Genomic DNA, 18,866 nt, shown 5'->3' with positions numbered 1-18,866 from the left:
GGCTCATCCCCCCACGGGTCGGAGCGTCATGAGGCCGCACCCATAGCCCTTGGCGCGGCCCATGCCACTCAGCAGCGCCCCTCGGAGCACGGCGGCATCGGTCACCTCCAGCACGCCGTCGAACTGGGCGATCCGCAGGGTCACCCGTCGCCGGCGCCCCACGTCCCCGTCTACGCGGCCGAACCGGTCATCATGGCGTTGAGAGACCAGCACATGATCTCCTCCGCTCTCCTCGGGATTCCCCGAACCGTCCGGCGTGGCCAAGCTGAAGCCCCACCCCGCGGCCCGCTCGTTGAGCCATCCGACCTGCTGGGCGGGGGTGACATGCGGCACCACCTTGCTGCGCGCGTCCTTGCGGGCGACGGCCCGCACAGGATTGGCCGTCAGCCGGAACCCCCACCGTTGCCCTCTGGCCAGACGGCCCAGGAAGTGGTCGTAGGAGACGGCATCCCACGACTGCCCAAGCCAGCCAGCCTGTTCCACCACATGGATGAGATCCGGCTGGACCGGGCTCACCATGTACAGGACGTGCCGATGGCCGTCATGGTCGATCCGCCACAGGATCCTGCCGTCCATGTCGTCATGGGCGTCCGGGGAGAACGCACTCATGACGGCCGCATGCATCGCCTGCCGGTTGGACAGCAGCTTGCGACCCCCGCGGGTCGCCGGGTTCAGCGCCATCCTTGTCAGGACGCTCATTGGCTCACCACCGCCTCCCAGAACGGATCAGTCGTCTTCAAGCCCTCCGGGTTCTCCACCACGTGCGGGTCAGGCATGTGGACGGCGCGCCAACGGTAGTCCCGCTTCTGGGGGTCGAAGCTCACGGGGACGTCGTTGAGCCGCTCCTCGACGGCCTCGCCGGGACGCGCGTCGCGGTAGATCTGCAGGGCGACCTCCGTGCCGCGCGTGCGCCGATACCAAGGTGCCGCTTGCCATTCGAGGGAACGCAGGGCCTCCTCCGCGCCACCGTCCACCACACCGACGAGGAGGTCCGGGCCGACGGGACACGACCGACGCCCCAGGAACAGGGGGAAGTGCGGCGACCGCACGGCGTCGGCGAGGCCGTGCACCACCTGGTCTTCCCCGGAGACGGCCACCACGAAGCACGCATCCTGCAGGTAGAAGCGCTCACTGAGCCTCGCGGGTGGCCCCTTCCGCCAGTCGACGGCAGTCTGGTAGTCGCGCAACAACGTCCCGGGCTGGTCGACTCGCACCGCGAACTCGAGCCCTGCAAGGTCCTCCACGGGGTCCGTGCGGCGTCGGCCCTCCGCGGCCGCGAGCAGCCCGAGCACAGCGGACTTCGTGGGCACGTGGTGCGTCCGGCGTGCCTGGTAGCGACTGTCATGGCCCCAGGACTGCATCGGCCCCCTCAGTCGAAGGAGCAGAGACGTCATGCCAGCACCTCCGCCAGCTCTGCGTTCAGCTCTGCCAGCAGCCGGGTGCGGTTGACTGAGGCGCCGAGGCCATCCAGGGCCCCCTGCAACGCGGTGGACCCCAGCACCCAGGTCTTCCGTGGCGCCGTGTCGTACATGGCGTCGAGGGCGGTCGCCTCCTGGGCGAGCCGTCGCGCCGCCTCGATCCGTCGGCCTCCCTCGGCATCACCGGGCACCGGCACCTCGAAGGCGTTGACCCATGAGACGGGTCGGTCCTGCCGCACGGCGACGACGACCGCGTCCGGGAGCGTCGTGTTGGCGAACGTGTTCTGTTTGCCTGTCGGCATCGAGGTCATGAACGCCTGCACGAAGGCGGCCACGGCGCGCAGGGCGACCTCCTTCGAGCCGAGGTTGGCCACCAGGGCGTCCACGTTCACGTTGGCGTACCGGTAGAGCGTGGAGGAGGTGAAGGCGACAGTGCCGATCATGCCGGCACCGGCCTCCTCCGCGTCCTCGCGGACGTCGTCCACGGCGGTGAAGTAGTCGAACTCGGGCTCGGAGGGGCTGACGCCGATCGCGTGCGCCACCTGCACCGCGGCGTCCACGTTGTAGGCCGTGACGTCCGCGACCATGCGGCCGAACATAGCAACGTCCACCGAGTGGGCGTCGTCGAGCATCGCCGCCGCCTCCTTCTTGGTCCAGGGACGCTCCGGGCGCTCGATGACGGCCTCCGCCACCCGCGTGACCTGCTGATCGCTGAGGAACAGGAGGTAGGAGACCTCGGCGAAGAGGGCCTCGAGCTGCTCCTCCTCGGTGGCGCCCTTCTTCGTCTTCTTCTTCTCCGGCTTGAGGCCGGCCGCCTTGAGCACGGCCTCCACCCCGCCGGCCGCCTCGGCCAGGGCCGCGCGGTCCGCGGGATCGTCCACGTTCGGCTCGGAGTTGCCCTGCAGCTCGAGGACGCGGTGCGCGATCTTCTCGACCACGCGCTTGGTGCGCACGCCCAGCTCGGAGGTGTCGAGGTAGTTCTCGAAGTCCTGGCGGATCACCCGCTTCCACGCCTGCGAGGAGACCCGCTGGCGGGGTACTCCACCGAACATGGCGGTCTTGGGCGATCCGGTGTCGTCGCGGTTCATGTTGTTCGGGGGCAGGGTATGGAGGGCATGGATGTCGATGAACAGGCTCATGGTTCGTCCTTCGATGTGTGCGGAGGGGATCAGGGGGTCAGTCGGCGACGTCGCCGGGCTGGGCGTGCAGGGCGGCCGCGTACTCGCGGCCCCACCGCACGACGACGCCCGGCCGGGAACGCGGATGACGCAGGGCCCGGAGATCCTCGGCCAGGCGGCCATAGTCGAGACCGATCCCGTGCGAGGAGAGCAACGTGATGAGGGAGCGCAGGTGATAGCGCTGCGCCGTGGGGGTGGGCGCCAGCATCACGGCGTCCAGCCGCTGCTTCACAGAGCCGCTGTCCGAACGGCGCCGCAGCGTGCCCACGGCCCGTCCCAGGTCCACGGCGGCCACATGCATCGGCGCCGACTGGGACTGCTGGTGGACGGCGAACAGCGTGATCGCCGTGAAGGCGGCCCATTCCGAGAAGGACGGCTCATCTCCGCGACCGATGTCCCCCTCGGGGAGGTCGCCGAGCACCTCCTCAGAGACCGCCCACCAAGCGAGGGGGTCCTCTCCCAGGTCTGAGGCGACGGCACGTCGCAGCCGACTGAGGACGGAGCGCGCGTTCGATTCGAGATGGCTGTTCTGGTCCAGGAGCTCACGCTGCAGGCGGTGGGCCGCCGAGGCGACGGCCCGATACAACGATGGGGGCTGCACGGTGGCCTGGGGTGCCGCGGTGGGAACGGTGTCCGTCATGATCGCCTCTCGGTGGCCGGGGTAAGGGGTGTGGTGGTCCGGGGTCGGGAGCGCGAGGTCCCGCGGCCCAGACTGGCGGAGAGTCTGCGCCGGAACAGGGCGTGGGCGGATGCCGCGGAGAGCAGTCGTCCGTTCTGGTCTTCGCGTCCCACCACCGCTCGTGGACCGGCGGACGCAACAGCGGCGGTGGCGCGTGCGAGCATCTCCCTCTCGGCCGACGAGATCCACTGCTCGAGCTGTATCGCCGGGTCCCGTTCCGGGGTCACGCCGGCGAGCCAGGCCTTGAAGGGCTCGTTGAGGTCCGCGAGGAGCGCCGCCGTCGCGTGCGAGTCAAAGGCGTAATCCGCGCCCGCCGCCTGTCGCAGGGCCCCGGAGAACCGGCCGAAGTCGATCGCGCCCTCCATCGTCGCCTGCGCGGCGTCGATCAGCACGCGACGCGTCCTCGGCTGCTCCTCCAGGAGGACGGCCAGCCGCAGCGGCAACTCCTCGCGCAGGGTGGAGACGACGACGGCGTCCTGGGTGCCGTAGTCCATGCCGACGAGCTCTACGGTGACGATGAGGTCCTCGGCCTGGTGGCCGGCGTCGATGAACGACTGGCGCATCCCGCGCAGCGCGGTGACCGTCCTCGGGGGGCTGGTTGCAGCTGAGGACTCCTCGGTGCGGGCGAGCAACGGCTCGATCCCCCGCCACAGGGTCCGTTCGGGGGCGTGCCGGCGGGGCATCCTGACGTCTCGGCCGGCCGCCTTGGACTGGGCGTCGCCGCGGCGGTAGGCGGTCATCGGGTCGGCGAGTTCATCCTGTGACTCGAGGCGGTCACCGTTGGAGACGAGGGCGCCGGTCACCTGGGTGCCGTCATGGAACAGCCGGACGCGGCGGATCTGCCACGTCAGCAGGTCCGAGGGTCCCGCTGCACGCTCCGTTCCCCGTGGTGCGGCCGTGTCCGGCTCGCGTTCCCAGACGGGCAGGTCCCGCTCGGTCTCTTCCGTGAAGACGAAGGGCACCACGGTGTTGAGCACCAGCGTCTCGGCGAAGTCGTGCCCGTGGAGCACGACGCCTCCGGCGCGGCCGCTCCATCCCGTGCCGATCGGGTACCCCTTTCCGCCCTTCACCCGCGGGTCGCCCAGCGCACCGGACTTGATCCCCGAATAGCTCCACGCCTGCAGATGGACGAGCCACCGCGCGGCCTCGGCGAAGCCGAGGGTCTCGAGCGCCCGACCGGCCCGGACGGAGAAGTACGGTGACTCGGCGTCCGGGATGAGCTTCGCGACGTCACTGGGCGCCCCCTTGGCAGTCTGCAGGTCGGCCACCTGCATGAACGGGACGGCTGGGTCGAGGAGGTCCCACCGCGGAGCGATCTCATCGAGGTAGTGCTCGATGGCGTCGAGGTCCTCGGTCGGACCGGTGAACTGTCCGACCCACCATTCGGCGTGGTCCTCGGCGTCGTCGTTCTGGAGCAGGGGGTCATGCCGATGGGCGCGCCAGTAGACCACGAGCAGCAGCCGGAGGAGCGCGACGTCCTGCTGGGGCGTCTCCCCCGAGAGCCGCCCGATGCGGCGGGCCTGGCGGAACACCTCCCGCACGGAGAGCTCCTCGAGTGTGCCGTCCGTCATCTGGACACGCACCCATGGCTCGTCCACCAGCGAGAACGAGGCCCCGCTTGATCCGCGATCCTGGGTCATGCTTCCTCCATCAGTCCGAGTTCGAGGTCGTAGCGGAGCCGGTGGGAGGCGACGACGGCACGCCCCTCTTCGTCCACGCAGAGCTGCAGCTGGCCACGCAGCAGAGGCGACTGCTGCCACGCCAGGTCCGTCCCTCGTTCGAGCTCGTCAAGCGCAGCGTCGAAGAGCCGGGGGCGGGAGAAGCGGTACGGCAGCCGCACCGAGCTCGCGGCGATGTCCCTCGCGGTGCGCCAGGACGGGACCTGCCCCGCGGACACCACGGGGTCGTCCTGCCCGGCCCAGAGGGTGGTGTAGCCGCCGTCTGCGGCCCTTGTCAGGAGCACCTCGAGGGTGGGATCCGTGTCCCGCACCTGCGCGAGACCGCGTGCCTCACCCGCCGGGGAGTCGGTCTCCCGCCCCGCCATCGTCCAGAGCTCCTCGAAGTCCTGGACGGACTGAGGCAGCCCCAAGAGGTACCCCTCGGCGAGCCGCCCGGCGTCGGCGCGTTCGGCATCCCAGCGCTCACGCGCTGCCCGCCACGATTCGTCCCACTCCAGAGGAAGCGCCGGATGGTCTCCGTAGACCTCGCGGACGAGACCGGGGATGTCCCCGGGCAGCTGGAGCACCCGTCCGCCGTCGTGGAGCCCCAGCGCGAAGGCCGTCGGCAGCAGCACCGCGGGGGCGTAGATCAGCTCCTGCACGGCCTCGAAGGTCGGCGGGGTCGCGGCGGTGCCACGGGACTCCATGCCGCGCACCCAGACCCGTGCAGACGCCCCCCACGGAGGACGCTCGCCCTCGGGGCGGGCATGACGGTGCACGCGTCCGCATCGCTGGAGGACCAGGTCGACAGGGGCGACGTCCGTGACCATGCCGTCGAAGTCCAGGTCAAGCGACTGCTCGACCACTTGGGTGGCCACCACGATGCGCCGCTGCGGGCGCCCCGCACCCCGGCGAGCCTCCGGCCCCAGCTCCGCCGTCAGCTCCTGTTCGAGGGCCACCCGATCCGCCGCGATGAAGCGCGCGTGCAGCAGGCGGGCGTCCTCCCCGACGAGTTCACGCGCCAGCTCGTAGGCACGCTGCGCCCGGGCGACCGTGGTGCAGACCACCAGCAGGCAGCCTCCGTCGTCGGCACAAGGCTGCATGAGCTCCACGAGAGTCTCGGCGTCGTCCTCCACCCCCGTCACGATGACCTCCTGCGCTCGGCCCGAGGGGGGCGTGACGACGCTGCGAACCTCGTCCGCGGTCGCCGACGTGAGGACGGGGTAGGACGTGCCCGTGTCGGGGACGTCCTGCGGCCGCTGGCGGCTGCCGGAGAGACCGGCGCGGTAGGCCGCCACGAGTTCGGCCTTCACCGCGTGCGGCAGCGTCGCGGACAGGAGCACGACCGGCACGCCGTACGCACCGAGCCACTGCAGGGCGCGGGTCAGATACCGGCTCATGTAGGCGTCGTAGGAGTGGACCTCGTCGATCACGACCACCTTCGAGGCCAGCCCGAGGTGGCGGAGCATCAGGTGCTTGGTCTGGAGCGCGAGAAACAGCACCTGGTCCACCGTTCCCACGGCGACCGTCGAGAGCAGACCCTTCTTCCTGCCGCTCAGCCACTCGTGGGCGACGACGGAGGCGTGGTCCGTCGGCTCGTCGAGACCGACGGCGGCGACGCCCAACCCCTGTCGCGGCAGGCTTTGCGCGTCCTCATTGAGGACGGACTTCGAGTGGGCCAAGAACAGCGAGACCGGAAACTCCGGCACCCCGGCCCGCTCGGCCCAGTCGGCCACGCGCCGGAAGAGGGCGTCCGACGTCGCCATGGTGGGGGCCGCGAAGAGGAGGCCGCCTCGTCCAGTGGCCGCACCGAGCACGTCGGCGGCCATGAGGGCGGCCTCCGTCTTACCGACGCCCATGGGGGCCTCCACGCAGACCAGCCCGCCATCGGGCAGGCCGCGTGCCATCTCGAGGACGTCGGCTTGGACGGGCCACGGCTCACGTCCCGCGGGCCAGCCGAAGCGTCGGCCATAGGCCTCGCCGGGCGCCTCTAACACAGGCGCCGTCCGCAACGGAGGGGAGAGGTCGAGAGCCGCCCACGCCCTCTGCGCTCGTTGCCCCGGGATCCGGTCGTCTCGTCCTTCCACCGTGCTCAAGGGGAAGAGGTCCTGGTTGGAGGCGATCCAGTCCGCCATGATCACGAGGCCCGTCAACAGCATCTGGTGGTCACTGCGAAACCGGCGCCGAAGCACCCGGGAGAGCACTTCGCGAGCCCCCGTGATGTCCGTGATTCCGTCCAGCAGCTCATCCTGCACCTGGAGCCATTCTCCGGACAGATCGGCCTCGCACGCACTCCGCATGGATTCGCGGGAAGGAAGCCCATGGTGCGCTCCGGCGACGGCGGCCAGGGCTCGGATGCTGTTCCTACGAGCGCCCGGTCCAGGCAAGGCGTCCCGCAGCCAGCGCGCGATGGCGACCTCGCTGGCAGCGGAGTGCGGATACCAGCCGAGGCGTGACGCCCGGTGAGCGAGGGGAAGTCCGGCGTCGATGATGCGATCGCTGAATCGTGCGCGGTCGGGCAGGTCCATCAGCTGCCCCGCGAATGCCGGAGAGCACTTGCCCAGGTCGTGGACCCCGGCGAGCCACGCGGCGAACTTCTCCCCGTCATCCTCGAGATCAAGTGCCTCGATGAGGGTGCGCCGCACACCCGGGGCCAGCCACTCTCGCCACAACAGGGCGCCCACAGCGGCGCTGTCCGTCAGATGCGCAACCAGGGGCAGCCAGTCCTCGGACTCCGGCCCGGTCTTCGCCCAGAGGCTTCTGGCCTGCTCACTCCATCTCACCTTGCACGCCCCCCGCCTGTATCTCACCGCAGGGTCCTCCATCCTGGTGCGTGGCCGACCGAGGGGCTCCGTGCTGGGCTGAACCCAGGCCCGGCCTCAGGAACGAGTGTGCATCCTCAGGGTGTCATGTGTCACGGTCAGGCCCCTTGCGGCATGGACCGCTCACTCCACGGTCAGCCGCACCATCACCACGCTGTCGTACCTCTTGCCCTCCCAGTGGATGGTGCCAGTCGGCTCGAAGCCCCATACGCGGTAGATCGCGACGAGGGGCTCGGCGGGCGCCGCGGTGTCCACGCAGACTGACGTCGTCCCCTGCCCCGCCGCCCACGTCCGGCCGGTCTCCCACGGCCGCCGGGGGAGACCCGTGCCCCGCACGTCGGGGTGGACGGCCATCTGGTTCAGCCACGCCCGCCCGGGCACGGCGGCCTCATCGCTGAGCTCGCGCAGCCCGGGCGACGGCGGCAGGGAGATGGTCGAAATAGCCACGAGGCGCCCTCCCATCTCGGCGACCCAGCTGCGGCCGCGCGATGTCCGGTACCGCGTCGTCGGCGACCAGGCGGACGGTGAGCGCGGAGTCGGCGACTGCCCTCGCCCGACAGCTCGTGTCAACCAAACTCACGCCAGGCCCTTCACACGTTCGTGAAATCTTCGCTGCATCTCGACATCGGAGCTGTTAGAAGTTTCCCGATCCCGCCGCGTCACTCGCCAGGTTCGAGAACCGCGAGTAGTGCCCCTGGAACCCCACCACAATGGTCTTCGTGGGCCCGTTGCGGTGCTTCGCCACGATCAGGTCCGCCTCGCCGGCCCGCGGGGACTCCTTGTCATATACGTCCTCGCGGTGCAGCAGGATCACCATGTCCGCGTCCTGCTCGATCGAGCCGGACTCGCGCAGGTCGGACACCTGGGGCCGCTTGTCCGTCCTCTGCTCACTTCCACGGTTCAACTGGCTCAACGCGATCACCGGCACGTCGAGCTCCTTGGCCAGCAGCTTCAGGGCGCGCGAGAACTCGGCCACCTCCTGCTGGCGGCTCTCCACCTTCTTGCCGGAGCTCATGAGCTGCAGGTAGTCGAGCACCACCATCTTGAGGTTGTTGCGCTGCTTGAGCCGGCGGCACTTCGCGCGGATCTCCATCATGGTCATGTTCGGGGAGTCGTCGATGAAGAACGGCGCCTCGTTCAGCCGCCCCACCGTCGCGGCGATCTTGGACCACTGGTCGTCCCGGATGGTGCCCTTGCGCAGGTCCTGCAGCGCGATCGTCGCCTCGGCGCTCAGCAGGCGCATCGCGATCTCGTTCTTCCCCATCTCGAGGCTGAAGAACACGGTGGCCATGTTGTGGTGGATGGCCGCGGCCCGCGCGAAGTCCAGCGCGAGCGTGGACTTGCCGACGGCGGGGCGCGCCGCGATCACGATCATCTGCCCGCCGTGCAGGCCCTGCGTCAGCTCGTCGAAGTCGTAGAAGTCCGTGGGCACGCCGGTCATGCCCTCGCCCTGGTTGCCCGCGGCCTCGATCTCGTCCACCGCGTGCTCCATGATCTCCGAGAGCTGGACGTAGTCCTCGGACTGGCGGTTCTCCGCCACCTTGTAGATCTCGGACTGGGCCTCGTTGACGATCTCCTCGACCTCGCCGTCGCCCTGGTATCCCAGCTGCGTGATCTTGGTGCCGGCGCCCACCAGGCGCCGCAGGATGGCCTTCTCGGCCACGATCGCCGCGTAGAAGTTGGCGTTGGCTGCCGTCGGGACGGACTGGATGAGCTCGTGGAGCACGGCGGGGCCGCCCACGCGGCTCAGCTCCTGGCGCTTGTTCAGCAGGTCCGCCACGGTGACGGCGTCGGCGGGCTCGCCGCGGCCGTAGAGGTCGATGATCGCCTCATAGATCATCTCGTGGCTGGGGCGGTAGAAGTCATGGCCGCGCAGCAGCTCCACCACGTCCGCGATCGCGTCCTTGGAGAGCATCATGCCGCCCAGCACCGAGCGCTCCGCCTCCAGGTCCTGGGGCGGGAGGAACCGCTCGGTGGAACGGCCGCCGTCGTAGGAGCCCGAGTCTCCGTAGTTGTCCGTCACTGCGGAGACTCCCTTCCCCGGCCCCCACGACGGCGGCCCCCATGGCCGGCGCGCGCCGGCCCCTGATCCTGCTGGTCCCCACGGTGAACCGCCGCACCCACCTGCGAGAGGCGGATGCGGCGGCCCCCGGCCGCGACGATCATGCAAGCGGATGCGCGCCTGGCTCGAGGGCCTGGGGCCAATACCCGCTCTCGCGTTGGGGATACTTCGGGACACTACGCGCGGTCAGGGGGCCGGGCAAGCACGTTGTCCACAGCCAGTGTGGACAACGGGTGGATTCTGCGGCGTGTCGTGTGGACGCCCTGGGGACGGCGCTGTGGACAGCCCTGTGACGTCTCCCAGAATCGGCGTCTGACCTGGCGTTTTCCTATCCCCACGACTGTGGAGAAGAAAATTCTTCCGCTCCTGGAGAGCGCGGAGTCGACTTGACACAGGCCCCCCTTGCCCCCGTCTCTCCCCTCTGGCAACGGGGGTTGGCCCGCATTCCATCCACACCGTCCACATCTGTGGACAAACACTGTGGACAAACCCGCCTGACCTGGGGAGAGCCAGCTTGACACCTCCTGTTAACCCGGAGGACACTCCCGTCGCCGCGGCCTCACCCCCGCCGCGGGCTGAGCGCCGCCGGGCCGTGCTGCCGCACCATGTGGACCACCGGCGCGACGGCGCTCATCCGATCCTGCGCCTCGAGCCCCTTCCCCAGCCGGGCCAGCTGCAGCTCGTACCAGGGCAGGGCCAGTGCCGGCCCGAGCGTGGAGTCCACGGCGGCGAGGCCGGTCTTCACGCGCGGCAGCTCCACCTCGATCTCCTGCCCCGCGATCGCCCGGGCAGCCAGCTCCGGCTCGATCACGAACGGCCGGGCCAGGCCCACGACGTCGGTCACCCCGTCCGCGAGCGCCGCCGCCATCGTCGCCGCGGAGCGGAATCCGCCGGTCAGCATGACGGGGACGTCGGTGACGTCCCGCAGGCGGCGGGCGTACCGCTCGAAGTACGTGCCGCCGTCGTTGTTCCCGCCCATCATGGCGGGGCTGGTGTAGGAGCCGCCGGAGACCTCGAGGAGGTCCAGGCCCAGCTCGCCCATGCGCTGGGCCACCCGCCGCGAGTCCTCCTCGGTGAGGCCGCCCTCGGAGAAGTCGGAGGAGTTGAGCTTGAGGCCGATCGGGAAGCCGTCCCCGAGCTCCTCGCGCAGCGCGGCGTAGATCTCCACGAGGAAGCGCATGCGCCCCTCGAGGTCCCCGCCGTAGCGGTCCGTGCGGCGGTTGGCCTCGGGCGAGAGGAACTGGTTGACGAGGTAGCCGTGCGCACCGTGGATCTGCACGCCGGTGAAGCCCGCGGCCCGGGCGTGGGCGGCCGTGACGGCGAACCGCTCCACGATCCCGCGCACCTCCTGCGTCTCCAGGGCGCGGGGCATGCCGAAGAAGCGGCCCGCGGAGCCGCCGAGGGGCACCGCGCTCGGGGCGGCGGGCGTGCGCATCACGGACTTCGGCGCCTGCCGGCCGGGATGGTTGAGCTGCATCCACAGGTGCGCGCCGCCCTGAGTGCCGGCCTCGGCCCAGCGGCGCAGTGCGGCCGCGTGCCGGCCGTCCTCCACCGCCACGTTGCCCGGCTCGCCCAGGGCGTGCGCGTCCACCATCACGTTGCCCGTGATCAGCAGGCCCGCGCCGCCGCGCGCCCAGCGCCCGTAGACCCGCTCGTGGGCCACGGTGGGGGCGAGGTCCCTGCCCGCGAGCGCCTCGCTCATGGCGGACTTGGCGATGCGGTTCTTCAGCACGGCCCCGCTCGGCAGGGTCAGCGGGGCGCCGAGGCGGGCGCCGGCGGCGCGGGGATCAGTCGTGGGATCGGAGTCGGGAGTGGGGGCAGGGGTCGCGTCGGTCATGCCCCCACCCTGGCACGCGGCACCCGCACCGGGCACCCGGCGACGACGGCGTCGGCCGGCCCGAGCGTTCCTCTCCCGCTCGGCGTAGCGTCGCCCCTGACGACCCGCCCGTCCGGGCGCCCACCGACCCTCAGGAGTGCCGCGCATGAGCACAGCCCACGATCCCGCCCCCTTCGAGACGGAGCTGCAGCTGCGCTGGTCGGACCAGGACGCCTACGGCCACGTGAACAACGGACGGCTGGTCACGCTGGCGGAGGAGGCCCGGGTGCGCGCGCTGGCCGAGTGGGCCTACCCCCTCACGCCGGGCAGCGGCGCGCTCGTGGTCCGAACGCTCCACCTCGAGTACCTGCGCCCCGTGCACTACGCCCCCGCGCTGACGGCCCGGGTCTGGGTCTCGCGGATCGGCACCACCTCGTTCGTGCTGCAGCACGCGCTCATCCAGGACGGCGCCGTGGCCGTGACCGCCGAGGCCCTGATGGTGCATCTCACCGCGGACATGAGCGCCACCGCGCCGCTGTCCCCGACCCTGCGGGAGGCCTTCGAGGCGGTGCACCGCCCCGGGGTGAGCGCCGCGCAGGACCTCTGACGGGACGACGGCGCCGCACCGTCCGGGCGTGAACTGCTCCCGGACGGTGCGGCGCCGTCGTCGTGCCCGGGAGGGCCCTCAGGCGTCCGAGCCGGTGCCCGGATCCGTGGCGGACAGCGCGGGTGCGGCCGGCGCGGCGGCCGCCTCCTCGGCCACGGGCTCGAGGATGGGGTTCTCCGGCAGCTTCCGCACCTTCTTCGGGCGCCGCGAGCGCGCCGGGATGAGCGAGCGCATGTTCTCCAGCTTGCCGAAGCACAGCAGGCGGTCGCCCTCCTCGAGCACCTTGGAGTCGGCGGGGTTGGGGAACACGGACGTGCCGCGGTGCAGCGTGAGCACCTGGACGTCCTTGGCCAGCAGCCCCGAGTCCTCGATGCTCTCGCCCACCATCTCCGAGCCCGCGTGCACCGCGACCTCGGCCACCCCGTAGCCGCGGGAGACGGAGAGGCGCTGGCGCACGTCGATGTCCGGGAAGCCGGCCTGGTCCGCGATGTAGTCCACGATCGCGCCCGCCACGTCCAGCTCGGTGGCCGCCTCGATGCCCTGCAGGCCGGGCGAGGAGTTGACCTCCATGACCAGTGGCCCGTCCGTGCCCTCGAGCATGTCCACGCCGGCCACGCGCAGACCCATGATGTGGGCGGCGCGCAGGGCGGTCTCCTCGTACTCGGGCGTGAGCTCCACGCGCTCCACAGACCCCCCGCGGTGCACGTTGGAGCGGAACTCGTCCCCCTGGGCGCTGCGGCGCATGGCCGCCACCACGCGGTCCCCCACCACGAGCGCGCGGATGTCCTTGCCCTTGGACTCCTCCACGAACCGCTGGATGAGCACCTGCTGGTTCGTGCCGTGCAGCGTCTCGATGATCGCCTCGGCCACCTTCTTCGTGGGGGCCAGGATCACGCCGATGCCCTGCGTGCCCTCGAGCAGCTTGATGACCACGGGGGCGCCGCCCACCATGTCGATCGCGGACGACACCTCGCCACGGTTGCGCACGAACACCGTGGCCGGCATGGCGATCTGGTGGCGGGAGAGGATCTGCGTGGCACGCAGCTTGTCCCGCGAGTTCATGATGCCGGCGGCCGTGTTGGGCGTGTAGACGTCCATCTGCTCGAACTGGCGCACGACGGCGGTGCCGAAGTAGGTGACCGAGTTGCCGATGCGCGGCAGCACGGCGTCGTAAGAGGAGAGGGGACGGCCACGGAAGGTCAGGTCCGGCTCCTCCGTGGAGAGGTCGATGCCGAAGCGCAGCGTGTCCAGCACCTTCACGTCATGGCCGCGCTCGAGGGCGGCGGACTTGAGGCGCTGGGTGGAGTAGGCGCGCGGGGAACGGGAGAGGATCGCGAGCTTCATCGGGTGTTCCTGCGAAGATGGGTCACGTGACCGAATCTAAGCACACGCAGGTGTCCATCCCCGCAGGTGTCCACACCGGTCACGACGGCGGCGCGGACGCCCCCGGCGCCCGCGTCGGCTGGCGTGAGTGGGTGGGCCTGCCCGGGGCGCAGACGCCGTGGATCAAGGCGAAGATCGACACCGGCGCCCGCACCTCCGCGCTGCACGCCTTCGGCATCCGCCGGTTCGAGCGCGAGGGCGGCGACTGGGTCCGCTTCGAGGTGCACCCGTGGCAGACCTCCGCCGCGGACGCACGGGTGGTCGAGATGCCGATCGCCGACGTGCGCGCCGTCCGCTCCTCGAACGGGAACGTCCAGGACCGCATCGTCGTCGTCATGCCGCTCACGCTCATGGGCCGCACCGTGCAGGCCGAGGTCACGCTGACCCACCGCGACGAGATGGGCTTCCGCATGCTCGTGGGCCGCACCACCCTCGCCGCCGCCGGGCTCCTGGTGGACCCGGCCGCCTCCTACCTGGGCGGCCAGCCGCCGCGCGGCGTGCGCCGCCGCAACCGGGGCGCGCTGTGAGCGCACCCGGCCGCCACGACGGCGACGCGCCCCTCGCGGAGCCCACCCGGGCCCCACGCGGCCGGCGGCGCACCCGCGAGTCCTTCCGCCTGGGCGAGGTGGAGGTGCGCCCCGGGCACCGCCGCGAGGTCTCCCTGCCGATCTCCCGCCTGGTCACCGGCGCCGAGGTCACCCTTCCCGTGCACGTGCTCCACGGCCGGCACGACGGCCCCACGGTGTGGGTGTCCGCCGCGATCCACGGGGACGAGGTGGTGGGCATCGAGGTCATCCGCCGCGTGCTGCAGCGCCTCTCCCCCGGCCGGATGCGCGGCACGCTGCTGGCCGTGCCGATCGTCAACGTGCTGGGCGTGATGGCCGGGGACCGCTACCTCCCGGACCGCCGGGACCTGAACCGCTCCTTCCCCGGCGCGGCCCGCGGCTCGCTCGCGGCCCGGATCGCTCACCTGATGATGACGCAGATCATCAGCCGCTGCGAGGTGGGGATCGACCTGCACACCGGCGCCGACCGCCGCTCCAACCTCCCGCAGATCCGCTGCGACCTGGAGGACCGGCGCACCCGGGAGCTCGCCGAGGCATTCGGTGCGCCCGTGCTCTTCCACGCCAAGCTGCGCGACGGCTCGCTGCGCGCCGCCGCCCGGGAGACCGGCGCACGCGTGCTCCTCTACGAGGCCGGCGAGGGCTGGCGCTTCGACGAGTACGCGATCGCCCCCGGCGTGGACGGCGTGCTGCGCGTGCTCACCGCGCTCGGCATGGTCGACGGCGGAGACGTGGGCGTGGCCCTGCCCCCGGCGTCGGCCGAGGACGCGGCCCAGGCGGCCGACGTCGTGGTGCCCCTCGGCGACGCCACCACCGACGTCCCCGAGGCCCTCGACGCGATGGGCGAGGACGCGGAGATCGTGCACGCCAGCGTCGTGGACGGCGAGCAGGACGCGCCCCTGACCGTGTGGCACTCCAGCTGGGTGCGGGCCCGCGCCGACGGCCTGCTGCACCTCGAGGTCACCCTGGGCCAGCAGGTGCGGGCCGGGGAGAGCATCGGCGCGCTCTACAACTCGTTCGGCCGGCGGCTCTCGGACGTGAAGGCGGAGCTGTCCGGCGTGGTGATCGGCCGCACCGAGGCCCCGCTCGTGCACCGCGGGGACGCGCTGGTGCACATCGGTGAGCTCGGCGGCCGGCCCGGCTCCACGTTCCCCACCCCCGACGGCGGCCGGCGCCTCCCCCCGCGCGTCGCCGAGGGCGACCCGGAGGCCGCACGGCGCTCCGCCGAGGACGACGAGGGCTGACACCGTCCGGAGGTGCGGGCGTCTCGTCAGGATGGGGGGACGACGACGCCCCGGCCTGCTCGAGCGAGCGGACCGGGGCGGCGTCGGGGTGATCGGCGAGCCGATCGGTCAGAAGCGGATGATCACTTCTTGGAGGCCTTGGCGGCGACGACCTGCAGGTCGATCACGGCCACGACGTCCTCGTGCAGGCGCACGTGGGCCTGGTGGGTGCCCACGGACTTGATGTGGGCCGGCAGGGTCACGGTGCGCTTGTCGATGGAGCCGAGGCCGGCGGCCTCGACGGCCTCGGCCACGTCCGCGGCCTGGACGGCGCCGAACAGGCGGCCACCCTCACCGGCGGTGCGCTCGAGCTTCACCGTGGCGCCCTGGAGCTTGGCGGCCAGGGCCTGCGCGTCCTCCAGGTTGGCCACGGCGCGCGCGGCGCGGGCGTTCTGCATGGACTCGACCTGCTTCTCCCCGCCCTTGGACCACACGGTGGCGACACCGCGCGGGAGCAGGTAGTTGCGGGCGTACCCGTTCTTGACCTCGACCACGTCACCGGAGGCGCCGAGACCGGCGACCTCCTGGGTCAGGATGAGCTTTGCCATCTGTCTTCCTTCCTCTGCTCGATCAGCCGCGGCCAGCGCCGGCGTAGGGCAGCAGGGCCACCTCACGGGCGTTCTTGACGGCCTGGGCGATCTTGCGCTGCTCCTGGACGGTCACGCCGGTCACGCGGCGAGCGCGGATCTTCCCGCGGTCCGAGATGAACTTGCGCAGCAGGGCCACGTCCTTGTAGTCGATCTCCGTGATCTTGGCGGCCTTGAGCGGGTTGGACTTGGGTTTGGGCTTGCGGAGTTCAGCCTTCGCCATCGTGGTGCTCCTCAATGTTCTCTGGAGCCCGCAGAACGGTTCTGCGGGATGGGATCACGCGGCGACCCGGAGGGGCCGCTGCCGCGTGAGAGGCGCCCCGGCGGTGCCGGGGTGCTCGGGGTGGTCCGCCGGGGGGGGCGGGCCTCCGGGCGCCGTGCGCCCGGACGGAAATCGTCTCGGTGTCCTTCGGTCCCGTGGCGGGACGGCTCAGAACGGAGGCTCGTTAGAGGAGGGGGTGTCCCATCCTCCGCCGCCGCCGCTGCCGGCCCAGGGGTCCTGCGGAGCAGCGTTGGCGCCGCCCTGCTGACCGCCCCAGCCGCCGCCCTGCTGACCGCCGCTCTGCTGACCGCCGCCGAAGCCGCCGTCGTTGGAGCCGCCGCCGGCGTTGCCGCCGAAGCCGGAGCCGCCCTGCTGGGGACCGCCGAAGCCGCCGCCCTGCTGGCCGCCGCCGAACCCACCGCCGCCGCCGCCGCGCTGAGATCGCGTGACCTTGGCCGTGGCGTACTTCAACGAGGGGCCGATCTCGTCCACGTCCAGCTCGTAGCTGGTGCGCTTGTTGCCCTCGCGGTCGTCGTACGTGCGCGCCTTGAGGCGGCCCTGGGCGACCACGCGAGTGCCCTTGGTGAGGGTCTCGGCCACGTTCTCGGCGGCCTCACGCCAGATCGACGCGCGGAGGAACAGGGTCTCCCCGTCCTTCCACTCGTTGGTCTGACGGTCGAACGTGCGCGGGGTGGACGCGATCGTGAAGTTCGCGACCGCCGCACCGTTCGGGGTGAAGCGCAGCTCGGGGTCGGCGGTGAGGTTGCCGACCACGGTGATGACGGTTTCTCCGGCCATGGTCACTCCTGGTGTTCGCGGGAACGGGCGGGTGGTCAGGACACCCGGACGAACGAGGTCACTCGGCGGTGACCTTCTGCTCCTCGGGACGGATGATCTTGGTGCGCAGGATCGTCTCGTTGATGTTCAGAAGACGGTCCAGCTCCTGGGTGGCGGCCGGCTCCGAGTGGAAGTTGACGACCACGTAGATGGCCTCGGACTTCTTCTGGATCTCGTAGGCGGTCTTGCGACGGCCCCACACATCGACATTGTCGATGGTGCCACCAGCGTTGGTGACGACCTCAAGGTACTTCTTGAGGGTCGGCTCCACGGTGCGCTCGTCGACCTCAGGGTCGATCAGCACCATCAGCTCATAAGCACGCATGCGAACCCACCTCCTCTGGGCTTGCGGCCACGGTCTCTCCGTGGCAGGAGGTTCTGTGCTTGTCCCCGCGTGGGTGTCCGCGCTCTTCGGCGGCACGCAGGGAACCAATCGAGTCTAGCAGGTGCCGGGCACCGATCAGCCGGGGACCAATCAGCCGGGCACCGATCAGCTGGGGGCCGATCAACTGGGGGCCGATAGCCGGGGGCCGATCAGCTGGGCACCGATCAGCTGGGCGCAGTACTGCCAGGTAACGCCGGGGGTTACTTGGCAGTACTGCGCCCAGCTGATGGGTGCTCCGCTCATGACTGCCCCGCACCTGACGACAGCGCTCCGACCGCGCCCATCTCATGCGTCTCCTGCTCATGCGTGGCCCCGCTGCCGAAGAAGCCGGGCCACCCGCTCCACGAAGCGCGGCCACTCCGCGAGGCCGAAGACCTCCTTGTCCACCCGCAGCACCTCGACGCCCGCATCCCGCAGCTCCTCGTCGCGGCGCATGTCCCGCCGGTACTGCGCGGCGTGGGTGAAGTGGTGCTCCCCCTCGTACTGGATCGCCAGGCGAGCTCGCTCGTAGAACAGGTCCACCGACGTGGACTGCAGGACCCGCCCCAGGGCGTCGCGCAGGAGCACCACCGGGGGATTCACCTCAGGCTCCGGCAGCCCTGCCTCGACGAGACGGAGCCGCAGTCGCGTCTCCTGCGGGGAGTCCGACCCCTCCCGGACCCGCTCAAGCGCCTCTCCCATCACGCTCCACCGGCGCAGGCCGCGCCACTCCTCCGCGCCCTGCCACATCGCCGTGCGACTCGCCAGCGGGTGCCTCCATCCCCTCGGCAGGCTGCCGCGGGGGCCGTCGGCCCGGCGCAGGAGCGAGTCCCCGGCCACCACCAGGTCCTCCACGGGCAGACCGCTCGCGGTGAGATCGGCCCACGTACGGACCGGACTCGTCACGGAGTAGGCGTCGTCGTCCTGCCCCAGCGTGATGACATGCCGCTCCGGGTCCAGGCGCAGCCGGTGGCCGTGCGCGCCCTTCACCCGCGGCTGGGCTCCGGGCCGCACGCGTGCGAGGTGCGGCCGCACCTGGCCGCCATGAGGGAGCCAGATCCCCCACACGGCGGCGGCGGTGTTGTGACTGAGGACCAGGCTGCGGTCGCGCCGAGCATGCGCGATCGCGGTCTGCAGGGGGTCCGGTGGGGATCCCCGACGACGGCGCAGCCCTCGGCCGGCGGCCTCCAGGTCGCTCCGGCGCGCTCGGCTCGTCGTCAGACCTGCCGTCACCGCGCGGTCGACGGGGAACACGGACTCGGGCAGGGCGTCGAGAGGATCACTCACTCCCGCAGTGAAGCGCGGCGCAGCGCCTCGCCGGCATGCCCGCGGCCCATCTGTGCACAG

The 18,866-nt window shown here is 71.3% G+C and carries 18 protein-coding genes; 3 read left to right on the top strand and 15 right to left on the bottom strand.

Annotated features, from left to right (window positions below; all coding sequences use genetic code 11):
* Nucleotides 1-3: 3 nt before the first annotated feature.
* The 9 genes from cas6e to KZX60_RS06945 all read right to left on the bottom strand — a co-directional run bounded on the left by cas6e (nucleotide 4) and on the right by KZX60_RS06945 (nucleotide 11,654).
* Nucleotides 4-681 carry a type I-E CRISPR-associated protein Cas6/Cse3/CasE gene (gene cas6e, locus KZX60_RS06985; protein WP_248116792.1) on the bottom strand — a complete coding sequence of 226 codons (678 nt, stop codon included), beginning with the start codon at nucleotides 679-681 and terminating at the stop codon, nucleotides 4-6.
* 14 nt (nucleotides 682-695) lie between these two features.
* On the bottom strand, nucleotides 696-1,394 hold the full coding sequence (cas5e, locus tag KZX60_RS06980; protein WP_282442667.1) for a type I-E CRISPR-associated protein Cas5/CasD: 699 nt from the start codon (nucleotides 1,392-1,394) through the stop codon (nucleotides 696-698).
* Nucleotides 1,391-2,557 (bottom strand): type I-E CRISPR-associated protein Cas7/Cse4/CasC, encoded by a 1,167-nt coding sequence (gene cas7e, locus KZX60_RS06975; protein WP_248116790.1) that lies wholly within the window; start codon nucleotides 2,555-2,557, stop codon nucleotides 1,391-1,393. Before cas7e ends, cas5e begins: the two co-directional genes overlap by 4 nt.
* A 37-nt stretch (nucleotides 2,558-2,594) precedes the next feature.
* Nucleotides 2,595-3,236, bottom strand: coding sequence for a type I-E CRISPR-associated protein Cse2/CasB (gene casB, locus KZX60_RS06970; protein WP_248116788.1), 642 nt, complete (start codon nucleotides 3,234-3,236; stop codon nucleotides 2,595-2,597).
* The gene (gene casA, locus KZX60_RS06965; RefSeq protein WP_248116786.1) at nucleotides 3,233-4,915 is read right to left on the bottom strand and encodes a type I-E CRISPR-associated protein Cse1/CasA; all 1,683 of its coding nucleotides are present in this window, start codon (nucleotides 4,913-4,915) and stop codon (nucleotides 3,233-3,235) included. The genes casB and casA overlap by 4 nt, the downstream gene beginning before the upstream one ends.
* Complete coding sequence (gene cas3 / locus KZX60_RS06960) at nucleotides 4,912-7,716, bottom strand: CRISPR-associated helicase Cas3' (protein WP_248116784.1); 2,805 nt, start codon at nucleotides 7,714-7,716, stop codon at nucleotides 4,912-4,914. Before cas3 ends, casA begins: the two co-directional genes overlap by 4 nt.
* Before the next feature lie 162 nt (nucleotides 7,717-7,878).
* A complete protein-coding gene (locus tag KZX60_RS06955; protein WP_282442665.1) occupies nucleotides 7,879-8,325 on the bottom strand; it encodes a GNAT family N-acetyltransferase in 447 nt (148 codons plus the stop codon).
* Nucleotides 8,326-8,389: 64 nt separating this feature from the next.
* Nucleotides 8,390-9,778: a replicative DNA helicase gene (dnaB, locus tag KZX60_RS06950; protein ID WP_248116780.1), complete on the bottom strand. Its 1,389-nt coding sequence runs from the start codon at nucleotides 9,776-9,778 to the stop codon at nucleotides 8,390-8,392.
* Nucleotides 9,779-10,376: 598 nt separating this feature from the next.
* Nucleotides 10,377-11,654, bottom strand: coding sequence for an NADH:flavin oxidoreductase/NADH oxidase family protein (locus KZX60_RS06945; protein ID WP_248116778.1), 1,278 nt, complete (start codon nucleotides 11,652-11,654; stop codon nucleotides 10,377-10,379).
* Between the two features lie 145 nt (nucleotides 11,655-11,799).
* Here KZX60_RS06945 and KZX60_RS06940 point away from each other — a divergent pair, with 145 nt between their 5' ends.
* Nucleotides 11,800-12,240 carry a thioesterase family protein gene (locus KZX60_RS06940; protein WP_248116777.1) on the top strand — a complete coding sequence of 147 codons (441 nt, stop codon included), beginning with the start codon at nucleotides 11,800-11,802 and terminating at the stop codon, nucleotides 12,238-12,240.
* Nucleotides 12,241-12,318: 78 nt separating this feature from the next.
* Here the strand turns inward: KZX60_RS06940 and rimK are convergent, their stop codons facing one another.
* Nucleotides 12,319-13,584, bottom strand: coding sequence for a 30S ribosomal protein S6--L-glutamate ligase (rimK, locus tag KZX60_RS06935; RefSeq protein ID WP_248116775.1), 1,266 nt, complete (start codon nucleotides 13,582-13,584; stop codon nucleotides 12,319-12,321).
* 26 nt (nucleotides 13,585-13,610) lie between these two features.
* Here rimK and KZX60_RS06930 point away from each other — a divergent pair, with 26 nt between their 5' ends.
* Together KZX60_RS06930 and KZX60_RS06925 are read left to right on the top strand one after the other, a co-directional pair.
* Nucleotides 13,611-14,150, top strand: coding sequence for a RimK/LysX family protein (locus tag KZX60_RS06930; protein ID WP_248116773.1), 540 nt, complete (start codon nucleotides 13,611-13,613; stop codon nucleotides 14,148-14,150).
* A gap of 89 nt (nucleotides 14,151-14,239) precedes the next feature.
* Nucleotides 14,240-15,430, top strand: coding sequence for a succinylglutamate desuccinylase/aspartoacylase family protein (locus tag KZX60_RS06925; RefSeq protein ID WP_248116829.1), 1,191 nt, complete (start codon nucleotides 14,240-14,242; stop codon nucleotides 15,428-15,430).
* 122 nt (nucleotides 15,431-15,552) lie between these two features.
* Here the strand turns inward: KZX60_RS06925 and rplI are convergent, their stop codons facing one another.
* The 5 genes from rplI to KZX60_RS06900 form a co-directional block, all read right to left on the bottom strand.
* Nucleotides 15,553-16,017 carry a 50S ribosomal protein L9 gene (gene rplI, locus KZX60_RS06920; RefSeq protein WP_248116771.1) on the bottom strand — a complete coding sequence of 155 codons (465 nt, stop codon included), beginning with the start codon at nucleotides 16,015-16,017 and terminating at the stop codon, nucleotides 15,553-15,555.
* 22 nt (nucleotides 16,018-16,039) lie between these two features.
* Nucleotides 16,040-16,279, bottom strand: coding sequence for a 30S ribosomal protein S18 (gene rpsR, locus KZX60_RS06915; RefSeq protein WP_002857788.1), 240 nt, complete (start codon nucleotides 16,277-16,279; stop codon nucleotides 16,040-16,042).
* A gap of 207 nt (nucleotides 16,280-16,486) precedes the next feature.
* Nucleotides 16,487-17,116, bottom strand: coding sequence for a single-stranded DNA-binding protein (locus tag KZX60_RS06910; protein WP_248116769.1), 630 nt, complete (start codon nucleotides 17,114-17,116; stop codon nucleotides 16,487-16,489).
* Nucleotides 17,117-17,174: 58 nt separating this feature from the next.
* Nucleotides 17,175-17,480 carry a 30S ribosomal protein S6 gene (gene rpsF / locus KZX60_RS06905; RefSeq protein WP_248116767.1) on the bottom strand — a complete coding sequence of 102 codons (306 nt, stop codon included), beginning with the start codon at nucleotides 17,478-17,480 and terminating at the stop codon, nucleotides 17,175-17,177.
* A 360-nt stretch (nucleotides 17,481-17,840) separates the two neighbouring features.
* The gene (locus KZX60_RS06900) at nucleotides 17,841-18,806 is read right to left on the bottom strand and encodes an endonuclease domain-containing protein (RefSeq protein ID WP_248116765.1); all 966 of its coding nucleotides are present in this window, start codon (nucleotides 18,804-18,806) and stop codon (nucleotides 17,841-17,843) included.
* Between the last annotated feature and the right edge of the window lie 60 nt (nucleotides 18,807-18,866).

Source organism: Micrococcus sp. EYE_212 (assembly GCF_023147585.1).
GTDB lineage: Bacteria > Actinomycetota > Actinomycetes > Actinomycetales > Micrococcaceae > Micrococcus.
Note: the sequence above shows the minus strand (reverse complement) of the source record. Positions and strands in the feature narration are given on the sequence as shown.